The 19,817-nt window shown below is 64.4% G+C and carries 17 protein-coding genes; 13 read left to right on the top strand and 4 right to left on the bottom strand.

Features of this window, described 5'->3' with window-relative positions; translation table 11 throughout:
• Positions 1-129: 129 nt before the first annotated feature.
• Positions 130-1,032 carry a helix-turn-helix domain-containing protein gene (locus tag ACVOLI_RS14435; protein WP_481614948.1) on the top strand — a complete coding sequence of 301 codons (903 nt, stop codon included), beginning with the start codon at positions 130-132 and terminating at the stop codon, positions 1,030-1,032.
• Positions 1,033-1,093: 61 nt separating this feature from the next.
• Complete coding sequence (locus ACVOLI_RS14430) at positions 1,094-3,964, top strand: TonB-dependent receptor plug domain-containing protein (protein WP_481614947.1); 2,871 nt, start codon at positions 1,094-1,096, stop codon at positions 3,962-3,964.
• Positions 3,965-4,189: 225 nt separating this feature from the next.
• Here the strand turns inward: ACVOLI_RS14430 and ACVOLI_RS14425 are convergent, their stop codons facing one another.
• Both ACVOLI_RS14425 and ppa read right to left on the bottom strand, forming a co-directional pair.
• Positions 4,190-5,305 carry an HDOD domain-containing protein gene (locus ACVOLI_RS14425; RefSeq protein WP_481614946.1) on the bottom strand — a complete coding sequence of 372 codons (1,116 nt, stop codon included), beginning with the start codon at positions 5,303-5,305 and terminating at the stop codon, positions 4,190-4,192.
• 161 nt (positions 5,306-5,466) lie between these two features.
• Positions 5,467-6,012 carry an inorganic diphosphatase gene (ppa, locus tag ACVOLI_RS14420; protein WP_282268572.1) on the bottom strand — a complete coding sequence of 182 codons (546 nt, stop codon included), beginning with the start codon at positions 6,010-6,012 and terminating at the stop codon, positions 5,467-5,469.
• Positions 6,013-6,227: 215 nt separating this feature from the next.
• On the opposite strand from ppa, the gene ACVOLI_RS14415 reads away from it, so the two are divergent.
• The 10 genes from ACVOLI_RS14415 (at position 6,228) to ACVOLI_RS14370 (ending at position 16,291) form a co-directional block, all read left to right on the top strand.
• Positions 6,228-6,728, top strand: coding sequence for an RNA polymerase sigma factor (locus ACVOLI_RS14415; RefSeq protein ID WP_481614945.1), 501 nt, complete (start codon positions 6,228-6,230; stop codon positions 6,726-6,728).
• A gap of 88 nt (positions 6,729-6,816) precedes the next feature.
• Positions 6,817-7,788, top strand: coding sequence for a FecR family protein (locus tag ACVOLI_RS14410; protein ID WP_481614944.1), 972 nt, complete (start codon positions 6,817-6,819; stop codon positions 7,786-7,788).
• 126 nt (positions 7,789-7,914) lie between these two features.
• A complete protein-coding gene (locus tag ACVOLI_RS14405; RefSeq protein ID WP_481614943.1) occupies positions 7,915-10,833 on the top strand; it encodes a TonB-dependent receptor in 2,919 nt (972 codons plus the stop codon).
• A gap of 179 nt (positions 10,834-11,012) precedes the next feature.
• Complete coding sequence (locus ACVOLI_RS14400; protein ID WP_282268566.1) at positions 11,013-11,603, top strand: biliverdin-producing heme oxygenase; 591 nt, start codon at positions 11,013-11,015, stop codon at positions 11,601-11,603.
• A gap of 43 nt (positions 11,604-11,646) precedes the next feature.
• Complete coding sequence (locus tag ACVOLI_RS14395) at positions 11,647-12,033, top strand: YbaN family protein (RefSeq protein ID WP_343229787.1); 387 nt, start codon at positions 11,647-11,649, stop codon at positions 12,031-12,033.
• A 126-nt stretch (positions 12,034-12,159) separates the two neighbouring features.
• The gene (gene exbB / locus ACVOLI_RS14390; RefSeq protein ID WP_481614942.1) at positions 12,160-12,876 is read left to right on the top strand and encodes a tonB-system energizer ExbB; all 717 of its coding nucleotides are present in this window, start codon (positions 12,160-12,162) and stop codon (positions 12,874-12,876) included.
• A 9-nt stretch (positions 12,877-12,885) separates the two neighbouring features.
• On the top strand, positions 12,886-13,311 hold the full coding sequence (gene exbD / locus ACVOLI_RS14385; RefSeq protein ID WP_481614941.1) for a TonB system transport protein ExbD: 426 nt from the start codon (positions 12,886-12,888) through the stop codon (positions 13,309-13,311).
• Positions 13,308-14,048, top strand: coding sequence for an energy transducer TonB (locus ACVOLI_RS14380; RefSeq protein WP_481614940.1), 741 nt, complete (start codon positions 13,308-13,310; stop codon positions 14,046-14,048). The genes exbD and ACVOLI_RS14380 overlap by 4 nt, the downstream gene beginning before the upstream one ends.
• Before the next feature lie 306 nt (positions 14,049-14,354).
• The gene (locus tag ACVOLI_RS14375; RefSeq protein WP_481614939.1) at positions 14,355-15,575 is read left to right on the top strand and encodes a helix-turn-helix domain-containing protein; all 1,221 of its coding nucleotides are present in this window, start codon (positions 14,355-14,357) and stop codon (positions 15,573-15,575) included.
• Positions 15,576-15,622: 47 nt separating this feature from the next.
• Entirely contained in the window at positions 15,623-16,291 is a 669-nt protein-coding gene (locus ACVOLI_RS14370) for a glutaminyl-peptide cyclotransferase (protein ID WP_481614938.1), read from the top strand.
• Between the two features lie 396 nt (positions 16,292-16,687).
• Here the strand turns inward: ACVOLI_RS14370 and ACVOLI_RS14365 are convergent, their stop codons facing one another.
• Positions 16,688-18,715: a sodium-translocating pyrophosphatase gene (locus tag ACVOLI_RS14365; protein ID WP_481614937.1), complete on the bottom strand. Its 2,028-nt coding sequence runs from the start codon at positions 18,713-18,715 to the stop codon at positions 16,688-16,690.
• Between the two features lie 242 nt (positions 18,716-18,957).
• On the opposite strand from ACVOLI_RS14365, the gene ACVOLI_RS14360 reads away from it, so the two are divergent.
• Positions 18,958-19,464 carry a hypothetical protein gene (locus tag ACVOLI_RS14360; RefSeq protein WP_481614936.1) on the top strand — a complete coding sequence of 169 codons (507 nt, stop codon included), beginning with the start codon at positions 18,958-18,960 and terminating at the stop codon, positions 19,462-19,464.
• 19 nt (positions 19,465-19,483) lie between these two features.
• On the opposite strand, the gene ACVOLI_RS14355 is transcribed toward ACVOLI_RS14360, so the two are convergent.
• Positions 19,484-19,612 carry a hypothetical protein gene (locus ACVOLI_RS14355; protein ID WP_481614935.1) on the bottom strand — a complete coding sequence of 43 codons (129 nt, stop codon included), beginning with the start codon at positions 19,610-19,612 and terminating at the stop codon, positions 19,484-19,486.
• Between the last annotated feature and the right edge of the window lie 205 nt (positions 19,613-19,817).

Raw genomic sequence — 19,817 nt, 5'->3', positions numbered from 1 at the left:
AATTTCCTTCGGAAGTTTTTCGTAGGGCTTATCGGGAAGAATTCGCAGCTTTCTCGCCGGACTTTCCTGACCCGCATCGCCAAAGTTGGCAAAACGTTCGCTCAATATGAGCAAACGATGGTGTGCGATATGCGGCAGGTTTCGTGGGTGGATCGTGGTCAGTCAGTGTCGTTCGAGAAGCCTGCGGAGGATGGCCCGCGGCCAGCCTGTGTAGGTGTGGCGCGACTGGGCAGCCTGCAGACCTCGGGCACCGTGTTCACCGTATGGTTGCAGCTGCGCGGCACTGCCTGGGTGGAATCCAAGGAAGGCAAGTTCCGCCTTCGCCAGCGCGAGTGGATTGCCTTTGAAAAGGAATCGCGCCCGCTGGTCCAGGCTGGCCGTGATGGCATGTGCATCGGTATCAGCCTGGACACCGATGCGCTGCGCATGCTCGGCACCCTGGCCGATTGCAGTGTCTACACCGGCCGCGGCCGCATGAGCCAGGGTGAGGCTCGCCTAGCGTTGCGCCTGTGGCGCGAGGCGCAGGCACCGGGCGCGACCATTCATCAGTTGCGTCCGCTGCTGCTGCATCTTGCTTCCCTGCAGCGTGACCTTGCCGGCACCGTGCAGCGCTGCCCGGGTCGTTCGCGTATCCGCAAGCGACAGGTATTCGGTCGCATGCAGCGTGCGCGCATGTACCTGGAGGGCAACAGCCACCGCGTGGTGCGCATTGGTGAGCTGGCCGAGCTGACCAACTTCTCCAGCTGGTATTTGTCCAAGACCTTCCAGAGTCTGTATGAAGAGAGCCCGCAATCCTTGTCGGCGCGGCTGCGACTGGAACGGGCGGCGATGCTGTTGCGTGATACCGACATGATGATCGGCGAGGTTGCGTCTGCCAGTGGTTTTGACAACTGCTGCAGCTTCGCGCGTGCGTTCCGCGCACGTTTTGGTGCATCGGCCACGCAGTACCGTGAGCAGCCGGGGGCGTTGAAGCCAGATTCGGCAAAGCCTAAGGATGGCTTGCGCAAAACCAAGGTGGCAGTACGAACGTAACGTTCAGGGGTGTTTAACGCACCGCTAACTTTGTCGTTTGTTTAGCTCTTTGGAGAGATTGATGAAGCTTCGTAATTCTGCAGTGCGGTTGGGCTTGCTCCCGGCCGGCATTGCTATTGCCTTGACCCCCTCATTTGCTTCGGCGCAGGAAGCTGCTGCTGGTGCGACCACCCTGGATCGCCTGGAAGTCACCGGTTCGCGTATCCGTTCGGTGGACGTTGAGACCGCCCAGCCGATCTTCACTGTGTCCTCCGAGGACATCAAGCGTTCGGGTCTGGTCAGCGTTGGCGACATCCTGCAGAACCTGACCGTGTCGGGCACCCAGACCTTCTCCAAGGCTGCCGTGCTGGCATCCAACCCGGAGCAGGGTGGCCAGTACGCCAACCTGTACAACCTGGGTGAAATGCGCACCCTGGTGCTGGTCAATGGCAAGCGTTGGAGCTCCAGCCTGGCTGGCTTCACCGATATGTCGACCATCCCGAGCTCGCTGATCGAGCGTATCGAAGTGCTGAAGGATGGCGCCTCCGCCATCTACGGCTCCGACGCGATCGCCGGCGTGATCAACATCATCCTGCGCAAGGATTTCGAAGGCGCTGAAGCTTCGGTCTATTACGGCCAGAACAGCGACGGCGACGGTGCCAAGACCCAGTACAACCTGACCCTGGGTGCGGTCGGCGAGCGTTCGTCGATCATGCTGGGCGCTTCCTACACCAAGGAAGATCCGGTGTGGGCAAAGGACCGTGAACTGACCCGTTACACCTACGGCCCGAACCACGCTGCAGACGGCCTGAGCCCGGCCGGCCAGTGGGGTCGTTACACCGACCCGGTCACCGGCAAGGTGATGGTCATCAACCATCCGGGTGGCGTCGGCGCTGATTCCAGCGACCCGAACAACTACCACGAGATCAATGGCGATGATTATTTCAACGCCACTGAGCAGATGATGTTGAACCAGGGTTCGGAGAACAAGTCGGTCTTCGCCGCTGGTACCTACGACATCAACGACAACCTGCGTTTGAAGTCGACCGTGATGTACTCGGAGCGTGACTCCAAGCGTCAGATCGCTGGCTACCCGCTGACCGGTACTTCGCAGAAGAACTTCCCGGTTGCCCTGAGCAAGGACAGCGTCTACAACCCGGTCGGTGCTGATATCACCAGCTGGGGCCGTCGTATTTTCGAGCTGCCGCGCATCAGCGAAAACAATGTCAAGTCGTTCCACTTCGACGCAGCGTTGGAAGGCACCTTTGATTTCAACGACCGTCCGTTCGACTGGGATGTGGGCCTGAACTACAACCAGTACGACGTGACCGAAACCAGCAGCGGCAACATCAACCTGCTGGCACTGCAGAAGGCCCTGGGCCCGTCGTTCATCAACAGCGCTGGCGTCGCGCAGTGCGGTTCGCTGGCCAATCCGATTGCATTGGGCACCAATGCAGCACTGGGCCAGTGCACCCCGTTTGACGTCCTGGGTGGCGCTACCGCTGCTACCCCGGAAGCGCTGAAGTACATCAACACCCTGCTCAACGCGACCTCGCAGAGCAAGAGCAAGCAGTACTTCGCCAACATCACCGGTGGTCTGTTCGACATGCCGGGCGACGCTGGTGAGCTGGCCTTCGCTGCGGGTTACGAGCATCGCGAAGTCAGCGGCTACGACCACCCGGATGCACTGTCCTCGGCCGGTTACACCACCGACCTGGCTGCCGGCGCTGCCTCGGGCAAGTACAAGGCCAATGAGTTCTACCTGGAATTCATGGTTCCGCTGCTGCGTGACCTGCCGGGTGCCAAGGAGCTGTCGCTGGATATCGCCAGCCGCTACTCCGACTTCGACAAGTTCGGCGACACCATCAACAGCAAGTTCAGCCTGACCTGGCGTCCGATTGAAGACCTGCTGGTGCGTGGTACCTACGGCGAGGGCTTCCGTGCCCCGACCATGGACGACACCTTCGGTGGCGGTTCGCAGACCTTCGATCGCTTCACCGATCCGTGCGATGCACAGTTCGGCATGCTGAGCGATGCGCGCGTTGCCGCTCGTTGCCAGGCCGAAGGCCTGAGCTCGACCTACCGTCAGACCGATGCTGCTGGCAAGCCGATCACCGCGCGTGACACGCAGGCCAATGCTGCGTTCCAGTCGGGCGTGGGCAACGACCAGCTGCAGCCGGAAACCAGCAAGACCCGCACCGTGGGTCTGGTGTACAGCCCGAGCTATGTCCCGGGTCTGGACGTCTCGCTGGATTGGTACAAGATCACCGTCGACAACGTGATCACCGCCGTGTCCGCCAACTACGTGCTGGGCCAGTGCTACCAGAACGGTGTTGCGCAGTTCTGCGACCAGTACGGTCGTGATGCCACCACCGGTCAGGTCACCAGCCTGAGCCGTGGCAATGCGAACCTGGGCTCGCTGGAAACCGAAGGCTACAACTTCGGCGTCCGTTACCGCCTGCCGGAAACCGAGATTGGTACCTTCGGCGTCAACCTTGATGCCAACTACCTGAGCGCCTACCGTCAGCAGTCGACCAAGGGTGCCGAGTGGGACAACTACGCCGGTTACTGGAACTACCCGCGCGTGCGTGCAACCCTGGGCCTGAACTGGGCCAAGGACACGCTGTCGGCCAACTGGGGCATGCGTTACTACGGCGGCTTCCGCGACTACTGCTACGACGATGGCGTTGAGTGCAACGAGCCGAACTACCAGACGCCGAACGGTGGCTGGTCGGGCGGCACCGGCGCCAACAAGAAGGGTGCGATCGTGTACCACGACGTGTCTGTCACCTGGCAGGCTCCGTGGGATGGCAGCGTGACCGTCGGCGCCCGCAACGTGTTCGACAAGCAGCCGCCGATCACCTATTCGGTGAGCAACAGCAGCGCCTCGCAGATCGATCCGATGCTCGACTACGACCGCTTCCTGTTCATCCAGTACAACCAGCGCTTCTGATCCATCGAAGCTCTGTGATGCATGACGAAGGGTGGGCCGCAAGGCCCACCCTTTTTCTTTGTGCGTTGCGCCGCCCGGGTAAGCGAAGCGCACCCGGGATGTGTGTCGCAACGCGGATCAACGCATTGGTCGCACGCCAGCCGCTTCCAGCACGCAGAAACAACAACGGCCGCTAGGCGGCCGTTGTCATTCAATCCATATCTTGCGTTGTGATGCAGGGCTGGCTCAGGCGTCGACGCTCAAGCCCATCATCTCATCGGCAATGGCACGCCATTGCTCAAGCTTGGGCAGCACGCCGACATTGGCCAGATACTGCTCATCAACGGCGGTGCCGGCGGCCAGTGCGGTTGCGACATGGACGGCGCCGGCCACCCAGAAGCTGCGCACATTCGAGCGCCCCGGCTGCAGCTGGAAGGCGACGGCTTCGATGATCGGCATCGGCAGGCCCCACAGGCCCATCAGATAGGCACCAGCCTCGGCGTGGCCGGGACGCGGGTCATCGGCCTCGGCGGCCTGGCGTTCATCGCGTACGCCGGGCAACAGCAAGCCGATATCGGCCAGCAGTGCGGCGGTGGAACCGAGCTCGGCGCTGGACGCTGGCAGCATCTTGGCGGCCAGGCGTGAGGCCATCAATGCGCGTGATTGCATTGCGTTGCGGTCGGGCCCGGACATGCCGGGCAGGGCGAATACTTCACTGGCCAGGACCAGGTCGCGCAGGGTGGCCATGCCCAATCGGGTCACTGCGCCACGCAGGTCGGAAATGGCACGGCCGCTGTTGAAGAACGCCGAGTTGGACAGCTGCAATACCTTGGCGGCGATCGCCGGGTCGGCTGCGATCAGCTTGGCGATCTCCGCAGAGTCGCTCTCCTCGTCCTCTTCCAGCGCGTGGGTCAGGCTGATGTACAGGTGCGGCGGTGAGGGCAGCTTTTCGATGCGGCCGATGGTCTGGCGCAGGTGTGGGCTGTCCAGCAGCTCGCGCAGTTCCTCCAGGCTGGTCAATGCTTCAAGCAGCACTTCCGGGGCCAGTGGCAGCGGCAGGAAACGATGGGCCACGCCAATGATGCGGGCCGATGGCACGCGCTGGTTGTTGTCGCCGTCGATCAGGGCTATGCGGATGGTTTCCGGGCGTAGCGTGCGGATCTGCCCGAGCAGGGTGGCCGGGGCCAGGTCCGGCAATACCGGCGCAACGATGATCGCGTCGATGGTGGCCGAGGACACCGCGACGATGGCGGCACTGCCATCCGGGACCGACTGTACTTCCCACTCATCACCCAGATCGGCGACGTACTCAAGCAGCTCGGCCGACAGGTTGGCTTCGCCACCGACTAACAGGATTCGCAAGACACTTCCCCTTGGACAAAACGCAAAATCCGCACAAAAAAACAGGCCGGAAACCGGCCTGTCAATGTAGCTGCTCGCTGGCAAAGGGTCATGCCCTCTGCAAGGAAAACGTGATGGTTGTCGCTACGCAGGGCCCGTGTTGCGACCCTGCGCCGGCACAATCAGACGTCCTGTTCCTGGGTGGCGAGGTAGGTCTTGTGCGCCTCGCTGAGGATGCGCTTGGCTTCGGCGGCGTCGCCCCAGCCTTCGATCTTGACCCACTTGCCCTTTTCCAGGTCCTTGTAGTGCTCGAAGAAGTGGCCAATGCGTTCCAGCCAGTGGCTGGATACCTGGGCGATGTCTTCGACGTGGGCGTAGCCGCTGAAGATCTTGGCGACCGGAACGGCCAGGATCTTCTCGTCGCTACCGGCTTCGTCGCTCATCTTCAGCACGCCGACCGGACGGCAGCGCACGACCGAGCCCGGGACCAGCGGCAGCGGCAGCACCACCAGCACGTCGGCCGGGTCACCGTCGCCGCACAGGGTCTGCGGCACGAAGCCGTAGTTGCAGGGGTAGCGCATCGGCGTGGACAGGATGCGATCGACGAACATCGCGCCGCTTTCCTTGTCCATTTCGTACTTCACCGGCTCCGAATCCTTCGGGATCTCGACGATGACGTTGATTTCTTCCGGCGGGTTCTTGCCCGGCGAGACCAATTTCAGGCTCATTGCGCTGACTCCGAATCGTTGTTGGTTGAAAAAGAGCTCCATTCTACGCGCACCACTATTGCGGCGCACCAAACCCGACTGGCTGGCCGGTCCGGGGTGGGCAGGGGGAACACACTGTCGCGCAATACATATGAGAACCATTATCATTATGCGGATATCCTTGTCCGCCCAAGGCCGCCTGACGCAGGCGGTCTGTCTTGCCTTAACAGCCCTCCATGTCCAGCAATGCCACCACCTTGACCGAACTGCTGATCCGCGAACGCCCGGCCTTGCTGCGTCTGGTGCGCCAGATCCTCGGCAGTGATGGCGGCGCGGACGACGTCATCCAGGGTGTGTGGTTCAAGGTCCGCGGGGTCGGCAATGAGCCGGTGATCGGCAATCCGCGCGCTTACCTGTACCGGCTGGCCAGCAACCTGGCCACCGATCACGGTCGTGAACGTACGCGTCGGCTGCGCCTGCAGGCCGAAAATTACCTGTGGGGAGCGGACGAGGTGTTGTCCACCGAAGAGCAGGTGATGGCGCAGGATGAGCTGGCGCGGGTACTGGAAGCGGCCGAACACCTGCCCGAGCCCACCCGCAGCATGTTCCGCCTGAACCGCCTGCAGGGGCTGACCCAGCCGGAAGTGGCGCGGCGCATGGGGGTCTCGGTGACCACCGTCGAAAACCACCTGCGCCTGGCCCTGCAACGCCTGGCCTGGGCGCGCAGCGGCGACTAGCCTCGCAGCTACCCTTGGGGATGCGGCGCCGCCAATCGTCTTGTATTCCGTCCGTACCCACCAACAGCATCACCACCTGAGCCAGCCCATGCGCCCGCCGTCCTCTTCCGTTCCGACCGAGAATCCCGTTGCGCAGCAGGCGCGCGACTGGGTGCTGCGGCTGGCATCGGGAACCATGGGCGAGCCTGACATGCAGGCGTTCGAGCAGTGGCTGCTGCAGCCCGGGCACCGCCACGCGTTTGAACATGAACGCGTGCTCTGGCGCAGTCTCGCTGCCCGCCCGCAGACCACGGTGCTGGTGCAGCGCCCGAAGCGGTATGCGCAACGGCGCTGGTTGGCGGCGGTGGCGGTGCTGGCGCTGTTCTGCGGGGTGATGTCGGCGCCGGAGCTGGCGCTGCGCATGCGCGCGGACCACCGCGCGGATGTGGCCATCCAGCATGTCCACCTGCCCGACGGTTCAACCGCGGTGCTGGATGCCGGTGCGGCCATTGCCGTGCATTACGGCGAGACCACCCGGCGTATCGAGCTGCTGCGTGGGCGCGCCTGGTTCGAGGTTGTGCCGCAAGCCGGCGCACCCTTCCGCATTACCGTCGGTGATGGCGTTGTGGAGGACATTTCCACCGCGTTCGTGGTCAGCCGGGAAGCTGATCGCGTCGATACCGCGGTCGAACAGGGGCGTGTGCGGGTAGCAGCGCGCGCTGACCAGGGCTGGATGTACCTGCAGGCAGGCCAGGCCGCGGGCTGGAGCAATGGCGGTGTTGCCGAGCGCGGCGCGGAGTTGGCGCCTGATCGTGTCGCTGCATGGCGACGCGGCGAACTGTTGCTGGAGAACGTGCCGGTGACGCAGGTGCTGGCTGAGTTGGGGCGTTATCGGCCCGGCCATGTATTCGTGCGTGGCGATCTGTCGGCGTTGCCGCCGATCAATGCCGCGTTGCGTCTGGATCAACCCGAGCAGGCGCTGGATGCGCTGGCTGCGGGCAGTGGCTTGCGGGTGACGCGGTTGCCGTTCGGCATCGCCATCGTGCAGGCACAGGAAAACGAGCTGCCAGCGCGTCGCTAGCTGAGCTGGGCGATTGATCTTGGGGGTTTGCCCGGTTCATTCGTCTTAACCCCGACCGTACCTCAGCCGCCGCCACGTACGTCGAACCTCCGCCGCCTGATTGCGGCTTCGACAACAGGATTTTCAATGCCCAGTTCTTTCCGCGCCGGCCCACGCCTGCGCCTGTCCCGTCTGCACGTCGCGATGCTGGCCGCCGGCCTGGCAGTGATGACGCCAGCCGTTCCCGCAATGGCGCAGGCCACCGTGGCCAGCGCCTCCGCGCAGTTCGACATTCCCGCACAGCCGCTTGCCGCAGCCCTGGGCCAGTACATGCGTCAGTCTGGCGTACAGGTGGCCTATGCCGCAGCCCTGGCTGACGGTGCCACCTCGGCACCGGTTTCCGGTCAGCTGGCACCGGCAGCGGCGCTGCAGCAGCTGCTGCGCGGCACCGGCCTCGCAGCCCGCCGCAGCGGCAATGGTGCGGTGACGCTCGAAAAGCTGCCGGCGGGTGCCAATAATGCCGATGACCTGGTCGTGACCGGCACGCTGAGCGTGGCCGGCGATCAGCGTGGTGGCGAAGGCAGCGGCAGCGACGCCGCGCGCCTGCTGGATACCTACCGCACCACCGGTTCGACCGCCTACATCCCGCAGCAGACCATCGAACGCTTCCGTGGCACCTCCACCGCCGACATCATCAAGGGCGTGGCCGGCGTCACCGCCGGTGACCCGCGCGTGGGCAATGCCCTGGACGTGAACATCCGTGGCATCCAGGGGCAAAGCCGCATCCCGGTGATCATCGATGGTGGCCAGTCCACCATGGATACCTACCGTGGTTACGCTGGCCAGTCGCAGCGCACCTACCTCGATCCGGACCTGATCTCCAACATCACCATCACCAAGGGGCCGAGCCTGCAGGCAAATGCCTCCGGCGGCATCGGTGGCGTGGTCGAGATGGAGACCTTGAAAGTGGATGACGTGCTGCGCGAAGGCCGTGACAGCGGCATCCGCGTGCGTACCGGCCTGGCCAACAACAGCGCCAACAACGTGCCCGACTACAGCGCTGCACCGCGCACCGACCGCAATGCTACTGGCAACCAGTTCGCCAACGTGGCCGTGGCCCAGCGCTGGGACCGTTTCGACCTGGTGGCGGCGTATGCCTGGCGCGATACCGGCAACTATTTCGGCGGCAAGCACGGCTATGACGACTTCCCGCAGACCCGGCGCACGCTGGCACCACTGAACCCGCCGCGCACCGAAGTGTTCAATACCTCCTCGCGTTCGGAATCGGCGCTGCTCAAGGGCATCTGGCGCATCGACGATGCGCAGACGCTGGAACTGGGCTACCGCCGCTATGAAGGCACTGCCGGCGAGATCATGGCCTCGCAGATCATCCGCGTGGACCGCGATCGCGTGCCGCAGTGGGATCCGGGCCATGTCGACATGGACAGCTACAGCCTGCGCTACCGCTTCAATCCGGACAGCGCCTTGGTCGATCTGCGTGCAAACGCCTGGTACACCGATGCAGAAAGCCTGATGTACAACAGCCTGACTGGCATCACCCCGTGGTACTTCGACCGTCGCACCGAGTGGTATGACGCGCCGAGCTTCAGCGGCAACCCCGGCTACAAAGATGCCTATGCCAACCCGCTGAAGCAGCAACGCTTCGGCATGGACGTGAGCAATACCTCGCTGCTGGAAACCAGCTCAGGTCTGTTCACCTTCGACTACGGCCTGTCGCTCAGCGACGAGGACATCCGCCCGAATTCGCCGATCATGCATGACGATCTGGTCAACAACCGCTTCCTGCGCAATGCCGAGCGCAAGGAATACAGCGCGGTCGCATCGATCAAGTGGGAGCCCAATGAACACTGGGAGTTCATGGCCGGTGGCCGCTGGAACCGGGTCAATGTGCACGACCGCAATCGCCTGGCGACCGAGGACAAGTTCGAGGCCCAGGGTCAGTACCGCTACACCCAGCTGCTTGACGGTGACCCGAGCCTGCCTTCATGGCGTGCCAAGCGCATCGCGATGCTGAACTGGTACCCGGATGCCAATGGCAATTTCACCGAAGCATCGCTGCTGGCCTCGCCGTACAAGAAGGGCACGGTGGCCGATATCGGTGGCTGGAACTTCTACGACGCCGATGCCGCGGAGGATCTGATGGTGCCGGTGAGCTGGACCTGGTCCAAGCCGATCAAGCGCCGCGACAGCGCGTTCTCGCCGACTGCAAGCGTTACCTACCACTTCGACGACGACAGCATGGTCTACCTCAAGTACGCCGAGGGTACCAAGCTGCCGAGCCTGTTCGAGACCACGCTGGGCCTGTTCACCGCCGCCAAGCCGGTCGGCGAGCTGAAGCCCGAGCGCTCCGGCAGCTGGGAAATCGGCGCCAGCACCATCAAGCGCGACCTGTTCGCCAATGGCGACCAGCTGGCACTGAAGCTGGCCTACTTCGATACCCGCGTGGATGACCTGATCACCCGCGATTACCGCACGCTGTCGGCCGGCTTGATCCGCAATGTGGATCGCTTCAAGGTGTCGGGCATGGAGTTCCAGTCCAACTACGATGCCGGCAAGGTGTTCGCCGACCTGTCCGCGCACTACTACTTCAAGGCCAAGACCTGCGCGCCGGATATTGCTGCAGAGCGCCGTGCCTACGGACAGGCGCGCAACATCGAGGAATTGAAGAACACCCCGAACTGCGTGGACGGTGGCTTCGAAGGTTCCTACAGCAATACCCAGAACCCGCCGCGTTACACGGTCAACATGACCCTGGGTTCGCGCCTGTTCGACGAACGGCTGACCTTCGGTACCCGCGTGGTGCACAACGCCGGCCCGATCAGCAAGCTGGACAAGGAATGGAACGTCGGCCTGTCGGCGATCCAGCAGCTGTACCGCCCGGCGACCATCGTCGACCTGTTCGCCAGCTGGTCGTTCAACGACCAGTGGAACCTGGACGTGAACCTGGACAACGCCACCGACCGTTACTACCTGGACCCGCTGGCGTTGGGCATCCTGCCGGCACCGGGCCGTACCGCGCGGATGGCGCTGACCTTCCGCTATTGATGGATAGGGTGTGATCGATGCAGCAGGTGATCCCGGCGCGGTAGCGCCGGGATCGCCGGTTGCAGCACACCATGCAGGCCACTTGGGGGAAGGCCCCCGGCAGACGTCTCAATCAGGACGACCGGCCATTCCATCAAAAGATGCAGCCGGTTTCCCCCTCCGCTTCGTTGTTGCAGACCATGACCACGACCGAAACCATTGCAGCTCCCACCCGTAGCCAGCGCCTGAAGGCGGCTACCAGCACCACCCACGATTCGCTGGACAAGCGGATCATGTCCGAGGACATCTTTGCCAGCCGCGAGCGCTTCGCCAAGTTCGTGCGCGTGCAATACCGTTTCCACCGCGACATCCAGGCGCTGTATGCAACGCCGTTGCTGCGCGCGCTGTTGCCGGATCTTGAACAGCGCCAGCGCCTGCAGCAGATCGTTGCTGATCTGGGTGACCTGCAACAGGACGTTCCCGCCGACAGCGCCGCCGTCATCCCCGACGACATCGAGCTGCCGCAGGCGCTGGGTTGGCTGTACGTGGCTGAAGGCTCCAACCTCGGTGGCACCATCCTGTTCAAGCTGGCTGGCAAGCTGGGCTTGGGCGCGGCGTTTGGTGCCAGCCACCTGGCCGCGCATCCGGATGGCGCCGCCCGCCACTGGCGTGAGTTCACTGCGTCGCTGGATGGCATCAGCATGACCGAGGCGCAGGAAGCGGCGGCCATCGAAGGCGCCAATGCTGCGTTCCGCACGGTGCGTGGCTACGTCGAGCAGGAATTCGCCTGATGCAGGGGGACGCACCAGCAGCCACCATGAAGGCAGCGACGTGATCCGCTGGCTCTGGTTCTGCATGGGCTGGTTGATGGTGGCGCTGGGCGTGATCGGTGCCTTGCTGCCGGTGATGCCGACCACCATCTTCCTGATCCTGGCGGTGTGGTGCTTTTCCAAATCCTCGCCACGCTTTGAAGCGTGGCTGTTGCAGCATCCGCGCTACGGTCGGCCGTTGCGGCTGTGGCGCGAGCAGGGCGCGGTGAGCCGCAAGGGCAAGTGCTTTGCCGCTGGCGGCATGGCGCTGGGCTACGTGTTGTTCTTCATCGGCGCGCATCCGAGCTGGAAGCTGGCTGTGCCTGTGGCGATATTTTTCCTGGCCAGCGCCGCTTATGTGCTGTCGCGGCCCAGCCCGCGTGAGCCGGCCGATGGTGGCGAGCAGCCATGATGCAGTCCGTCGCCTTCGCCGCGCGTCCACCTGCATCAGCCCGATGCGACATCTGTTCGTACCACGTTCAACGCACCAGCCAGATCGCCAGTGCGACTTTCTTCCACGACGATCCGGAATCTTTCCATGCACGCTGACATTTCCTCGACCGCTACCACACAGGCACTCACGCCCTGGGCCATGTACCAGTCCGCCGACTGGGTGGTGCAGGCGGTGATGATCTGCCTGGCATTGGCATCGCTGGCAACCTGGACGGTCCTGATCGCCAAGACATTGGAGCTTGGTCGTATCGGCCGTGAGCTGCAGGCTGCGCGCGAGGTGCTGGAGGTCAGTGGCAGCCTCGATAGTGCGGAGGCGCAGCCGTTGCTGCAGCAATCGGACCTTGCACGCGGCATGCTGGGTGCGGCGCGTACCGAGCTGGCCTTGTCCGCCGATGCGCAGGGCCATGATGGCGTCAAGGAACGTCTCGGCTCGCGGCTTGAACGCATCGAGCTGGGTAACAGCCGGCGCCTGCGCAGCGGTATCGGTCTGCTGGCCAGCATCGGTGCGGTGGCACCGTTCGTCGGTCTGTTCGGCACCGTGTGGGGCATCATGAACAGCTTCGTCGGCATCGCCGCGTCCAACACCACCAATCTTGCCGTGGTTGCACCGGGCATCGCCGAAGCCTTGCTGGCCACCGCGATGGGCCTGGTCGCGGCAATTCCCGCGGTTGTGATCTACAACCACTTCAGTCGCCACCTGCTGAGCCTGCGGGCATTGGGCGGTGACATCTCCGCCAGCGTGCAGCAGATCGTCTCGCGCGATCTGGATTGCGGCCGCGCGTTGCCGCGCGACGCGCGCTGAGGCCTGGCAATGGCAATCCGTACTTCCCGCGAGTCCGACGACGAGGCGCTGGACGAAGCACACGAGATCAATGTCACGCCGTTCATCGACGTGATGCTGGTGCTGCTGATCATCTTCATGGTGGCCGCGCCGCTGGCCACCGTCGATGTGCCGGTGGAACTGCCGGCCAGCAGCGCCAAACCACAGCCGCGCGATGCCGAGCCGCTGTTCCTCACCGTACAGGCCGATCTGTCGCTGCGCATTGGTGAGACTGCGGTGTCGGCTGACGCGCTGGCGGCGGAACTGGAGAAACGCACCCAGGGTGATCATTCGCAGCGAATTTTCCTGCGCGCCGACCGTTCGGTCAGCTATGGCGACCTGATGGAAGCCATGAACCTGCTGCGTCGCGCCGGCTACCTGAAAGTGGCGCTGGTCGGGGTAGAGCAGTCGCCGTGACCGCCGCTACTGCATCCTCCCGCCTGCGTTGGGGTGGCAGTTTCGCGCTGGCGCTGCTGCTGCACGCCGTGGTCATCGGAGCGGCGCTGTGGTGGAGTCTGCGCACGCCGCCCGTGCTGGCCGACCAGCAACCGTTGGAAGCGGTGATGGTCGATCTGGCCGAGACGCCCGAGGCTCCACCCGCCGCGCCAACCGAGATCCCGCAGGGCCCGCCGCAGCGGGAGCAGCAACGCAGCGAGCCGACCCCGGCGCCGCGCGTGGAACGCGAGCCACCGCCGCAGGAGCCGGAGGTGGTTGACGCATACGTGCCGCCGCAACCACGCGAACAGGTACCTGCCTCCGATGCCCACAGCGTCGACCAGACCCTGGCGCCGCCAGATGTCAGCGCCACGCCCAGTGAGCGCTACGCCGCCCGCCAGACCACGGCCGGGCAACAGGCGCAGGCCTCGGTTACCTGGCAAGGGCAGCTGTTGGGGCACCTGGAAAAGTACCGCCGCTACCCACGCCTGGCCGAGCGTCTGCGCCAGCAAGGCGTGGCCTATGTGCGCTTCAGCGTGGACAGGCAGGGCAGGGTCAGCAATGCCCGGATCGGTCGCAGCAGCGGTCATGACAGCCTGGACGAGGCCACGCTGGAGACAGTGGCACGCGCAACACCGGTGCCGGCACCGCCTGCGGACGTCGCTGGTGACCCGGTGGAGGTGATGGTGCCGGTGGAGTTCTTCATCAATCGCAGGTAAGCGGTAGTCCCCCGGGCGACCTATCGACCAGGGCTGTCCCCTCTCCCGCAAGGCGGGGGGAGAGGGGCAGCTTGCGAACCACTGGTTCGCTGCCCGTCGACCGACCTTGCGCCAGCGCAAGGGCCGGGGCGCGGAGCGGGGGTAGGGGTGAGGGCGCTCTTGGCGGCAATCCTGCAGCGCGACGGCATCCAAGCGTCGCGTCGATAGTTATTCACGGTCATGGGCACGCCAACCTTCTACGCGGCTATTGCGACGGTGCAGGAGCAGACAAGTGCATCCACGCCCGCCCGCAGTTAGCCTGCGCAGATGGATTCCCTGATCGCAGCATCCGCGCGCGCCCTGGCCACCGGTGACGTACTCACCGCGCTCAAGCACGTCGCATTGCGTGACGATCCTCCTGCACTGGCGCTACGCGGAATCGCGATGGCCCAGCTGGGCGACCTGACCCGTGCACGCGAGCTGCTGCGACGTGCGCAGCGTGGCTTCGGCGCACATGAAGTCCTCGCACGCGCACGCTGCGGACTGGCCGAAGCCGAAGTGGCGCTGGCGCTGCGGGAACTTGCCGGCAACTCCGAACCGCTGTCATCCATCGCGACCGCGCTTGATGCGCAGGGTGATGCGGCCAATGCACTGCAGGCCTGGTTGATCCTGGCGCGGCGAGTGCTGCTGCTGGGCAAGCTGGATGAAGCAGCGCATGCGCTGGCCAGGTTGGAGGGAAGGCAGCTGCCGCTCGCGCTGAGCGCCATGGCTGATCTGACTGCTGCGACCTTGGCACTGCGCAGGATGCGGATTGCGCAGGCACGCGTCCTGCTGGAACGTGCACGGATGGCTGCGGCGCAAGCAGGTGTAGTGGCGCTGCAGGCGGAAGTGGACGCAGCCCGCATCAAGTTGGACCAGCCGGCTGCGCGTTGCCTCGGCGCAGGTGCGGATGAGTTGCTGCGTATCGATCAGGTGCAGCAGCTGTTGGATTCCGGTGCACTGATCGTTGACGGGTGCCAGCGTGGCGTCAGGTCTGGTGCAGGCTGGCAATCGCTGGCAAGGCGTCCGGTGCTGTTCGCGCTTGCCCGTGCGCTGGCCGAGGCCTGGCCGGGCGAGGTTGACCGCGATGTGCTGATAAGCCGCGCATTTTCCATGCTTCACTACGACGAGACGCTGCGCGCCCGGCTACGTGTGGAAATAGGTCGCCTGCGCGGGCTCATCGCGGTGCAGGCGAAGATTGAAGCGACTGCTGCTGGCTTCCGCCTGTCCCCTTGTTCGGCGACCGCGGTGAAGGTATTGCTGCCGCCCATCGAGGGGGAGCAAGGCGCACTGCTCGCATTGCTTGCCGACGGCGCGGCCTGGTCGACCTCGGCACTGGGTTTGGCCTTGGGCCAGAGCCAGCGCAACGCGCAGCGGGCGCTGCTGGAGCTGGAGGCAGCAGGGCGTGTGTACGCGATTGGACGCGGACGAGCGCAGCGTTGGCGAGCGGTGCCGCTGAGTGGATTCACGACGATCTTGTTACTCCCTGCTGCGCTGCCGATTGACTAGTGTCGCTGGCAGGCAGCCAATCGCGGACATGCCAGGAGATCGCAGTGATGAATACCCAAACCCTGAATGCCAAGGTTGCGGCGGCCAAGGTCCGCCCTGCCGAGGTGCTACGCAAGTACGGACCGTTCGCCGGCTCGGACACCATCAATGGCGTCAGCTTCGATGGAAAAAACGTCTGGGCCGCCACGGGTGCGGCGCTGGTGGCCTTCGACCCGCGCGATGGCGGGACGGTGCGCAGCTTGGCCGTGCCTTGTGACGCCGGTACTGCGTTCGATGGAACCTATCTCTGGCAGATCGCCGAAGCGCGTATCGACAAGATCGATCCGCAAAGTGGCGAGGTGCTGGCATCGATCCCGGCACCGGGCAATGGAATGGATTCGGGCATGGCCTGGGCGGAAGGCAGCCTGTGGGTGGGGCAGTACCGGCAGCGGAAGATTCACCAGATCGATCCGGCCAACGGCAAGATCCTGCGCACGATTGAATCCGACCGCTTCGTCACCGGCGTGACCTGGGTGGATGGGGAACTCTGGCACGCCACGGGCGAAGCGGGGCAGAGTGACATCCGTCGCCTGCAGGCCGATACCGGCGCGGTGCTTGAGCGCCTGCAGATGCCGGAAGGCATCAGTGTCAGTGGGCTGGAAGCGGATGGCGGTGAGCTGTTTTATTGCGGTGGGGGCAATGATGGTCGGGTGTATGCGGTGAAGCGTTCGGGCTGAGTGGAGTTGTCGTGCTTTTCGGCTGGCTGATGCGATGTCAGCTTCGCGGCTTACGCGGCTCCCACAAGTGCTGCTCTCTGTTGGAAGGCTCCTGCACCTTCCGATCATCCCGCTGCCGGATACAAGAGCCCCTCTCCCGCGCGCGGGGGGAGAGGGGCAGCTTGCGAACCATAGGTTCGCTGCCCGTCGACCGACCTTGCGCCAGCGCAAGGGCCGGGGCGCGGAGCGGGGGTTGGGGTGAGGGCAGCTTTTCGCTGTCAGGCAGAATTAAAGCAATGGCACCAGCAACAGAGCCACGATGTTGATGATTTTGATCTGCGCCTTCGGCGCCCCCATCCCGTTCCCTTCCCCCGTGAACAGGGGAAGGGCGAAGGTGTCATGTGCAGTCGGCTTCGACTACAGCAATGGCACCAGCAACAGAGCCACGATGTTGATGATTTTTATGAGGGGATTGATCGCCGGCCCTGCCGTGTCCTTGTACGGATCACCCACCGTATCGCCAGTCACAGCGGCCTTGTGCGCTTCACTGCCCTTGCCGCCGAAGTGACCGTCCTCGATGTACTTCTTGGCGTTGTCCCAGGCACCACCACCGGTGGTCATTGAGATCGCGACAAACAAGCCGGTGACGATGGTGCCGATCAACAAACCACCCAATGCCTTCGGCCCAAGCAGCAGGCCGACCACCACCGGTACTGCGACCGGCAGCAATGAAGGCACGATCATTTCCTTGATCGCCGAGCGGGTCAGCATGTCCACCGCCTTGTGGTACTGCGGCTTTGCCGTGCCCTGCATGATGCCGGGGATCTCGCGGAACTGGCGGCGTACTTCCTCCACCACCGCGCCGGCTGCACGGCCCACCGCCTCCATCGCCATCGCGCCGAACAGATAGGGAATCAGACCGCCGATCAGCAGGCCGATGATCACCGTGTGGTCGGACAGATCGAAAGCAAATGCCTCGCCCGGATGCGCCACCTGCAGGTTGTGGGTGTAGTCGGCGAACAGCACCAGTGCCGCCAATGCCGCCGAACCAATCGCATAACCCTTGGTTACCGCCTTGGTGGTATTGCCCACTGCGTCGAGCGGATCGGTGATGTCGCGGATGTCCGATGGCAGCTCGGCCATCTCGGCAATGCCGCCGGCGTTGTCGGTGATCGGGCCGTAAGCATCCAGCGCGACGATCATGCCGGCCATCGACAGCATCGCCGTCGCGGCGATGGCAATGCCGTACAGGCCGCCGAAGTGGAAGGCCGACCAGATCGCCACACACACTGCGATAACCGGCAGGGCGGTGGATTTCATCGATACACCGAGGCCGGCGATGATGTTGGTGCCGTGGCCGGTGGTCGATGCCTGCGCCACGTGCTGCACCGGCTTGTACTGGGTGCCGGTGTAGTACTCGGTGATCCAGACGATCAGGCCGGTCAACACCAGCCCGATCAAGGCGCAGATATACAGGTTGGTGGCACCGTGGCTGGAGTCGGCCATCAGCTGCGTGGTCACTGGCCAGAAGGCGATGGCAGCCAGCACGCCGGAGACGATCACGCCCTTGTACAGCGCGCCCATGATCGAGCCGCCTGCTTTCACCTTGACGAAGAACGCGCCGATGATCGAAGCGATGATCGACACGCCACCCAGCACCAGCGGATACAGCACCGCGTTGCGGCCGACTTCGGCCATCATCATGCCGCCGAGCAGCATGGTGGCGATCACCGTCACCGCATAGGTCTCGAACAGGTCAGCGGCCATGCCGGCGCAGTCGCCAACGTTGTCACCGACGTTGTCGGCGATCACCGCCGGATTGCGCGGATCGTCCTCGGGAATGCCGGCTTCGACCTTGCCGACCAGGTCTGCGCCGACGTCCGCACCCTTGGTGAAGATACCGCCGCCCAAGCGCGCGAAGATCGAGATCAAGGAACTGCCGAATGCCAATCCGACCAAGGCATACAGATTGTCTGCCTGGCTCAGGCCCATGCGCTGCAGAATCAGGTAGTAGCCGGCCACGCCAAGCAGGCCCAGCCCGACCACCAGCATGCCGGTGATCGCACCGCCGCGGAACGCCACATCCATGGCCGCGCTCATGCCGTTGCGGGCCGCCTCGGCGGTGCGCACGTTGGCACGTACCGACACGTTCATGCCGATATAGCCGGCAGCACCGGACAACACCGCGCCGACTGCAAAACCGATCGCCGTGTACCAGCTGAGGAAGACGCCGACCAGCACGAACAACACCACGCCGACGATGGCGATGGTCAGGTACTGGCGGTTGAGGTAGGCCCGCGCGCCTTCCTGGATGGCGGCGGCGATTTCCTGCATGCGGGCGTTGCCGGCAGGTTGTCGTAGGACCCATTGGGCCGAGATGATGCCGTAGACGATGGCGACAGCGGCGCAGACAAGCGAAAGCACAAGACCGTACTGTTCGAGCATGACCCCTCCAGCGTTGGTGGATGCCATCCAGCTGTGGATGAAGCGGGGACACGCCGGGTAGATCGAAGCACTGGAACAGACCCGGGCCGCGTGCGGCTGTGGTACGTGTCGCTGTGTTCAAACACTCTGAGGCGGCCTGAGTATGACTGCCAGCTGTCTCGACCGCCAGCCACCGCTGCTTGCTGTTGGGTTCAGTCGAATGCTGGCAACGTTGCGTGTCTGTCCATGTGGAATCGCTGCCGATGAAAGCCCTGCTAGTCCTTGCCGTGACGGCCTTGTCGCCGCTGCCGTTGCTGGCGGCCAACGCCAAGCCCGAGATCGAACGCCCGGCAGCCAGCGCGCAGGCCACTGGCGCGGTGCATACCGTGCGGCAGATCCCAGAAGCCTGTACCCGCATCGAAGGCCGCTTCACCGGCACGGCGGCGCAGCCGTATGACATGCAGTTGGTGCGCACCAGCCCGCAGTGCCAGCCGCGTGCGGTGTTCCTGGATGCCAGCAAGGTCAACCCCAGCGAGGCGGCTGGCTGGAAGCTCAATGAAGTAGCGCGTATTCCTTCGGCATCCTGCAGCACGCAACAGGCCGTGATCGAAGTGTGGCGCAAGCCGGCCGGGCAGCAGGTCGCGCTGGACGGGCAGGGCCAGAACCGGGTCTATCTGGGTGACGCCAAGGCGCAGGCGGCGGCCGGGCGGTTGGCGGCATTGCCGGCGTATTCGGCCAAGCTGGCGATGCAGGGTTCGGCCTGCCGATGACGGCGGTGTTGCCGCGAACTCAGCGCTGTTGCGCCGATTGGGCGACGCGGTCGTGCTGCGCGAGCTGCTGGCCAACCCGGTAGCCTGCCGCGGCCAAGCCGCAGACGATGAGAACGCCAAACATCCCGATCAATATCTTGCGGAACATGCTGCACCGCCGCTGAGGAGACCTTGGCCGAAGCATGCGCCCCCCACCGGGGCGGCACACCTGTCTGAAGTAATACGTGATCAGGCTGCACCGGTAGCGCCGAGCCCGGGGGGGGGGGGGGGGTTGGGGGGTAGGCGCGGGGCGCGGGGGGGGGGGGCGGAACCGGGGGGGCGGGGGGCGCCGGGGGCCCGGCCCCGCGCGGGGG

The sequence above is a fragment of the Stenotrophomonas sp. STEN029 genome, assembly GCF_056760015.1.
Note: the sequence above shows the minus strand (reverse complement) of the source record. Positions and strands in the feature narration are given on the sequence as shown.

Bases quoted from the DNA above. Each gene is read 5' to 3' on its own strand.
- ACVOLI_RS14435 (WP_481614948.1), top strand. From the start codon at position 130: ATGCGGCAGGTTTCGTGGGTGGATCGTGGTCAGTCAGTGTCGTTCGAG.
- ACVOLI_RS14430 (WP_481614947.1), top strand. From the start codon at position 1,094: ATGAAGCTTCGTAATTCTGCAGTGCGGTTGGGCTTGCTCCCGGCCGGC.
- ppa (WP_282268572.1), bottom strand. From the start codon at position 6,012: ATGAGCCTGAAATTGGTCTCGCCGGGCAAGAACCCGCCGGAAGAAATC.
- ACVOLI_RS14415 (WP_481614945.1), top strand. From the start codon at position 6,228: ATGTCCAGCAATGCCACCACCTTGACCGAACTGCTGATCCGCGAACGC.
- ACVOLI_RS14410 (WP_481614944.1), top strand. From the start codon at position 6,817: ATGCGCCCGCCGTCCTCTTCCGTTCCGACCGAGAATCCCGTTGCGCAG.
- ACVOLI_RS14405 (WP_481614943.1), top strand. From the start codon at position 7,915: ATGCCCAGTTCTTTCCGCGCCGGCCCACGCCTGCGCCTGTCCCGTCTG.
- ACVOLI_RS14400 (WP_282268566.1), top strand. From the start codon at position 11,013: ATGACCACGACCGAAACCATTGCAGCTCCCACCCGTAGCCAGCGCCTG.
- exbB (WP_481614942.1), top strand. From the start codon at position 12,160: ATGCACGCTGACATTTCCTCGACCGCTACCACACAGGCACTCACGCCC.
- exbD (WP_481614941.1), top strand. From the start codon at position 12,886: ATGGCAATCCGTACTTCCCGCGAGTCCGACGACGAGGCGCTGGACGAA.
- ACVOLI_RS14375 (WP_481614939.1), top strand. From the start codon at position 14,355: ATGGATTCCCTGATCGCAGCATCCGCGCGCGCCCTGGCCACCGGTGAC.
- ACVOLI_RS14370 (WP_481614938.1), top strand. From the start codon at position 15,623: ATGAATACCCAAACCCTGAATGCCAAGGTTGCGGCGGCCAAGGTCCGC.
- ACVOLI_RS14365 (WP_481614937.1), bottom strand. From the start codon at position 18,715: ATGCTCGAACAGTACGGTCTTGTGCTTTCGCTTGTCTGCGCCGCTGTC.
- ACVOLI_RS14360 (WP_481614936.1), top strand. From the start codon at position 18,958: ATGAAAGCCCTGCTAGTCCTTGCCGTGACGGCCTTGTCGCCGCTGCCG.
- ACVOLI_RS14355 (WP_481614935.1), bottom strand. From the start codon at position 19,612: ATGTTCCGCAAGATATTGATCGGGATGTTTGGCGTTCTCATCGTCTGC.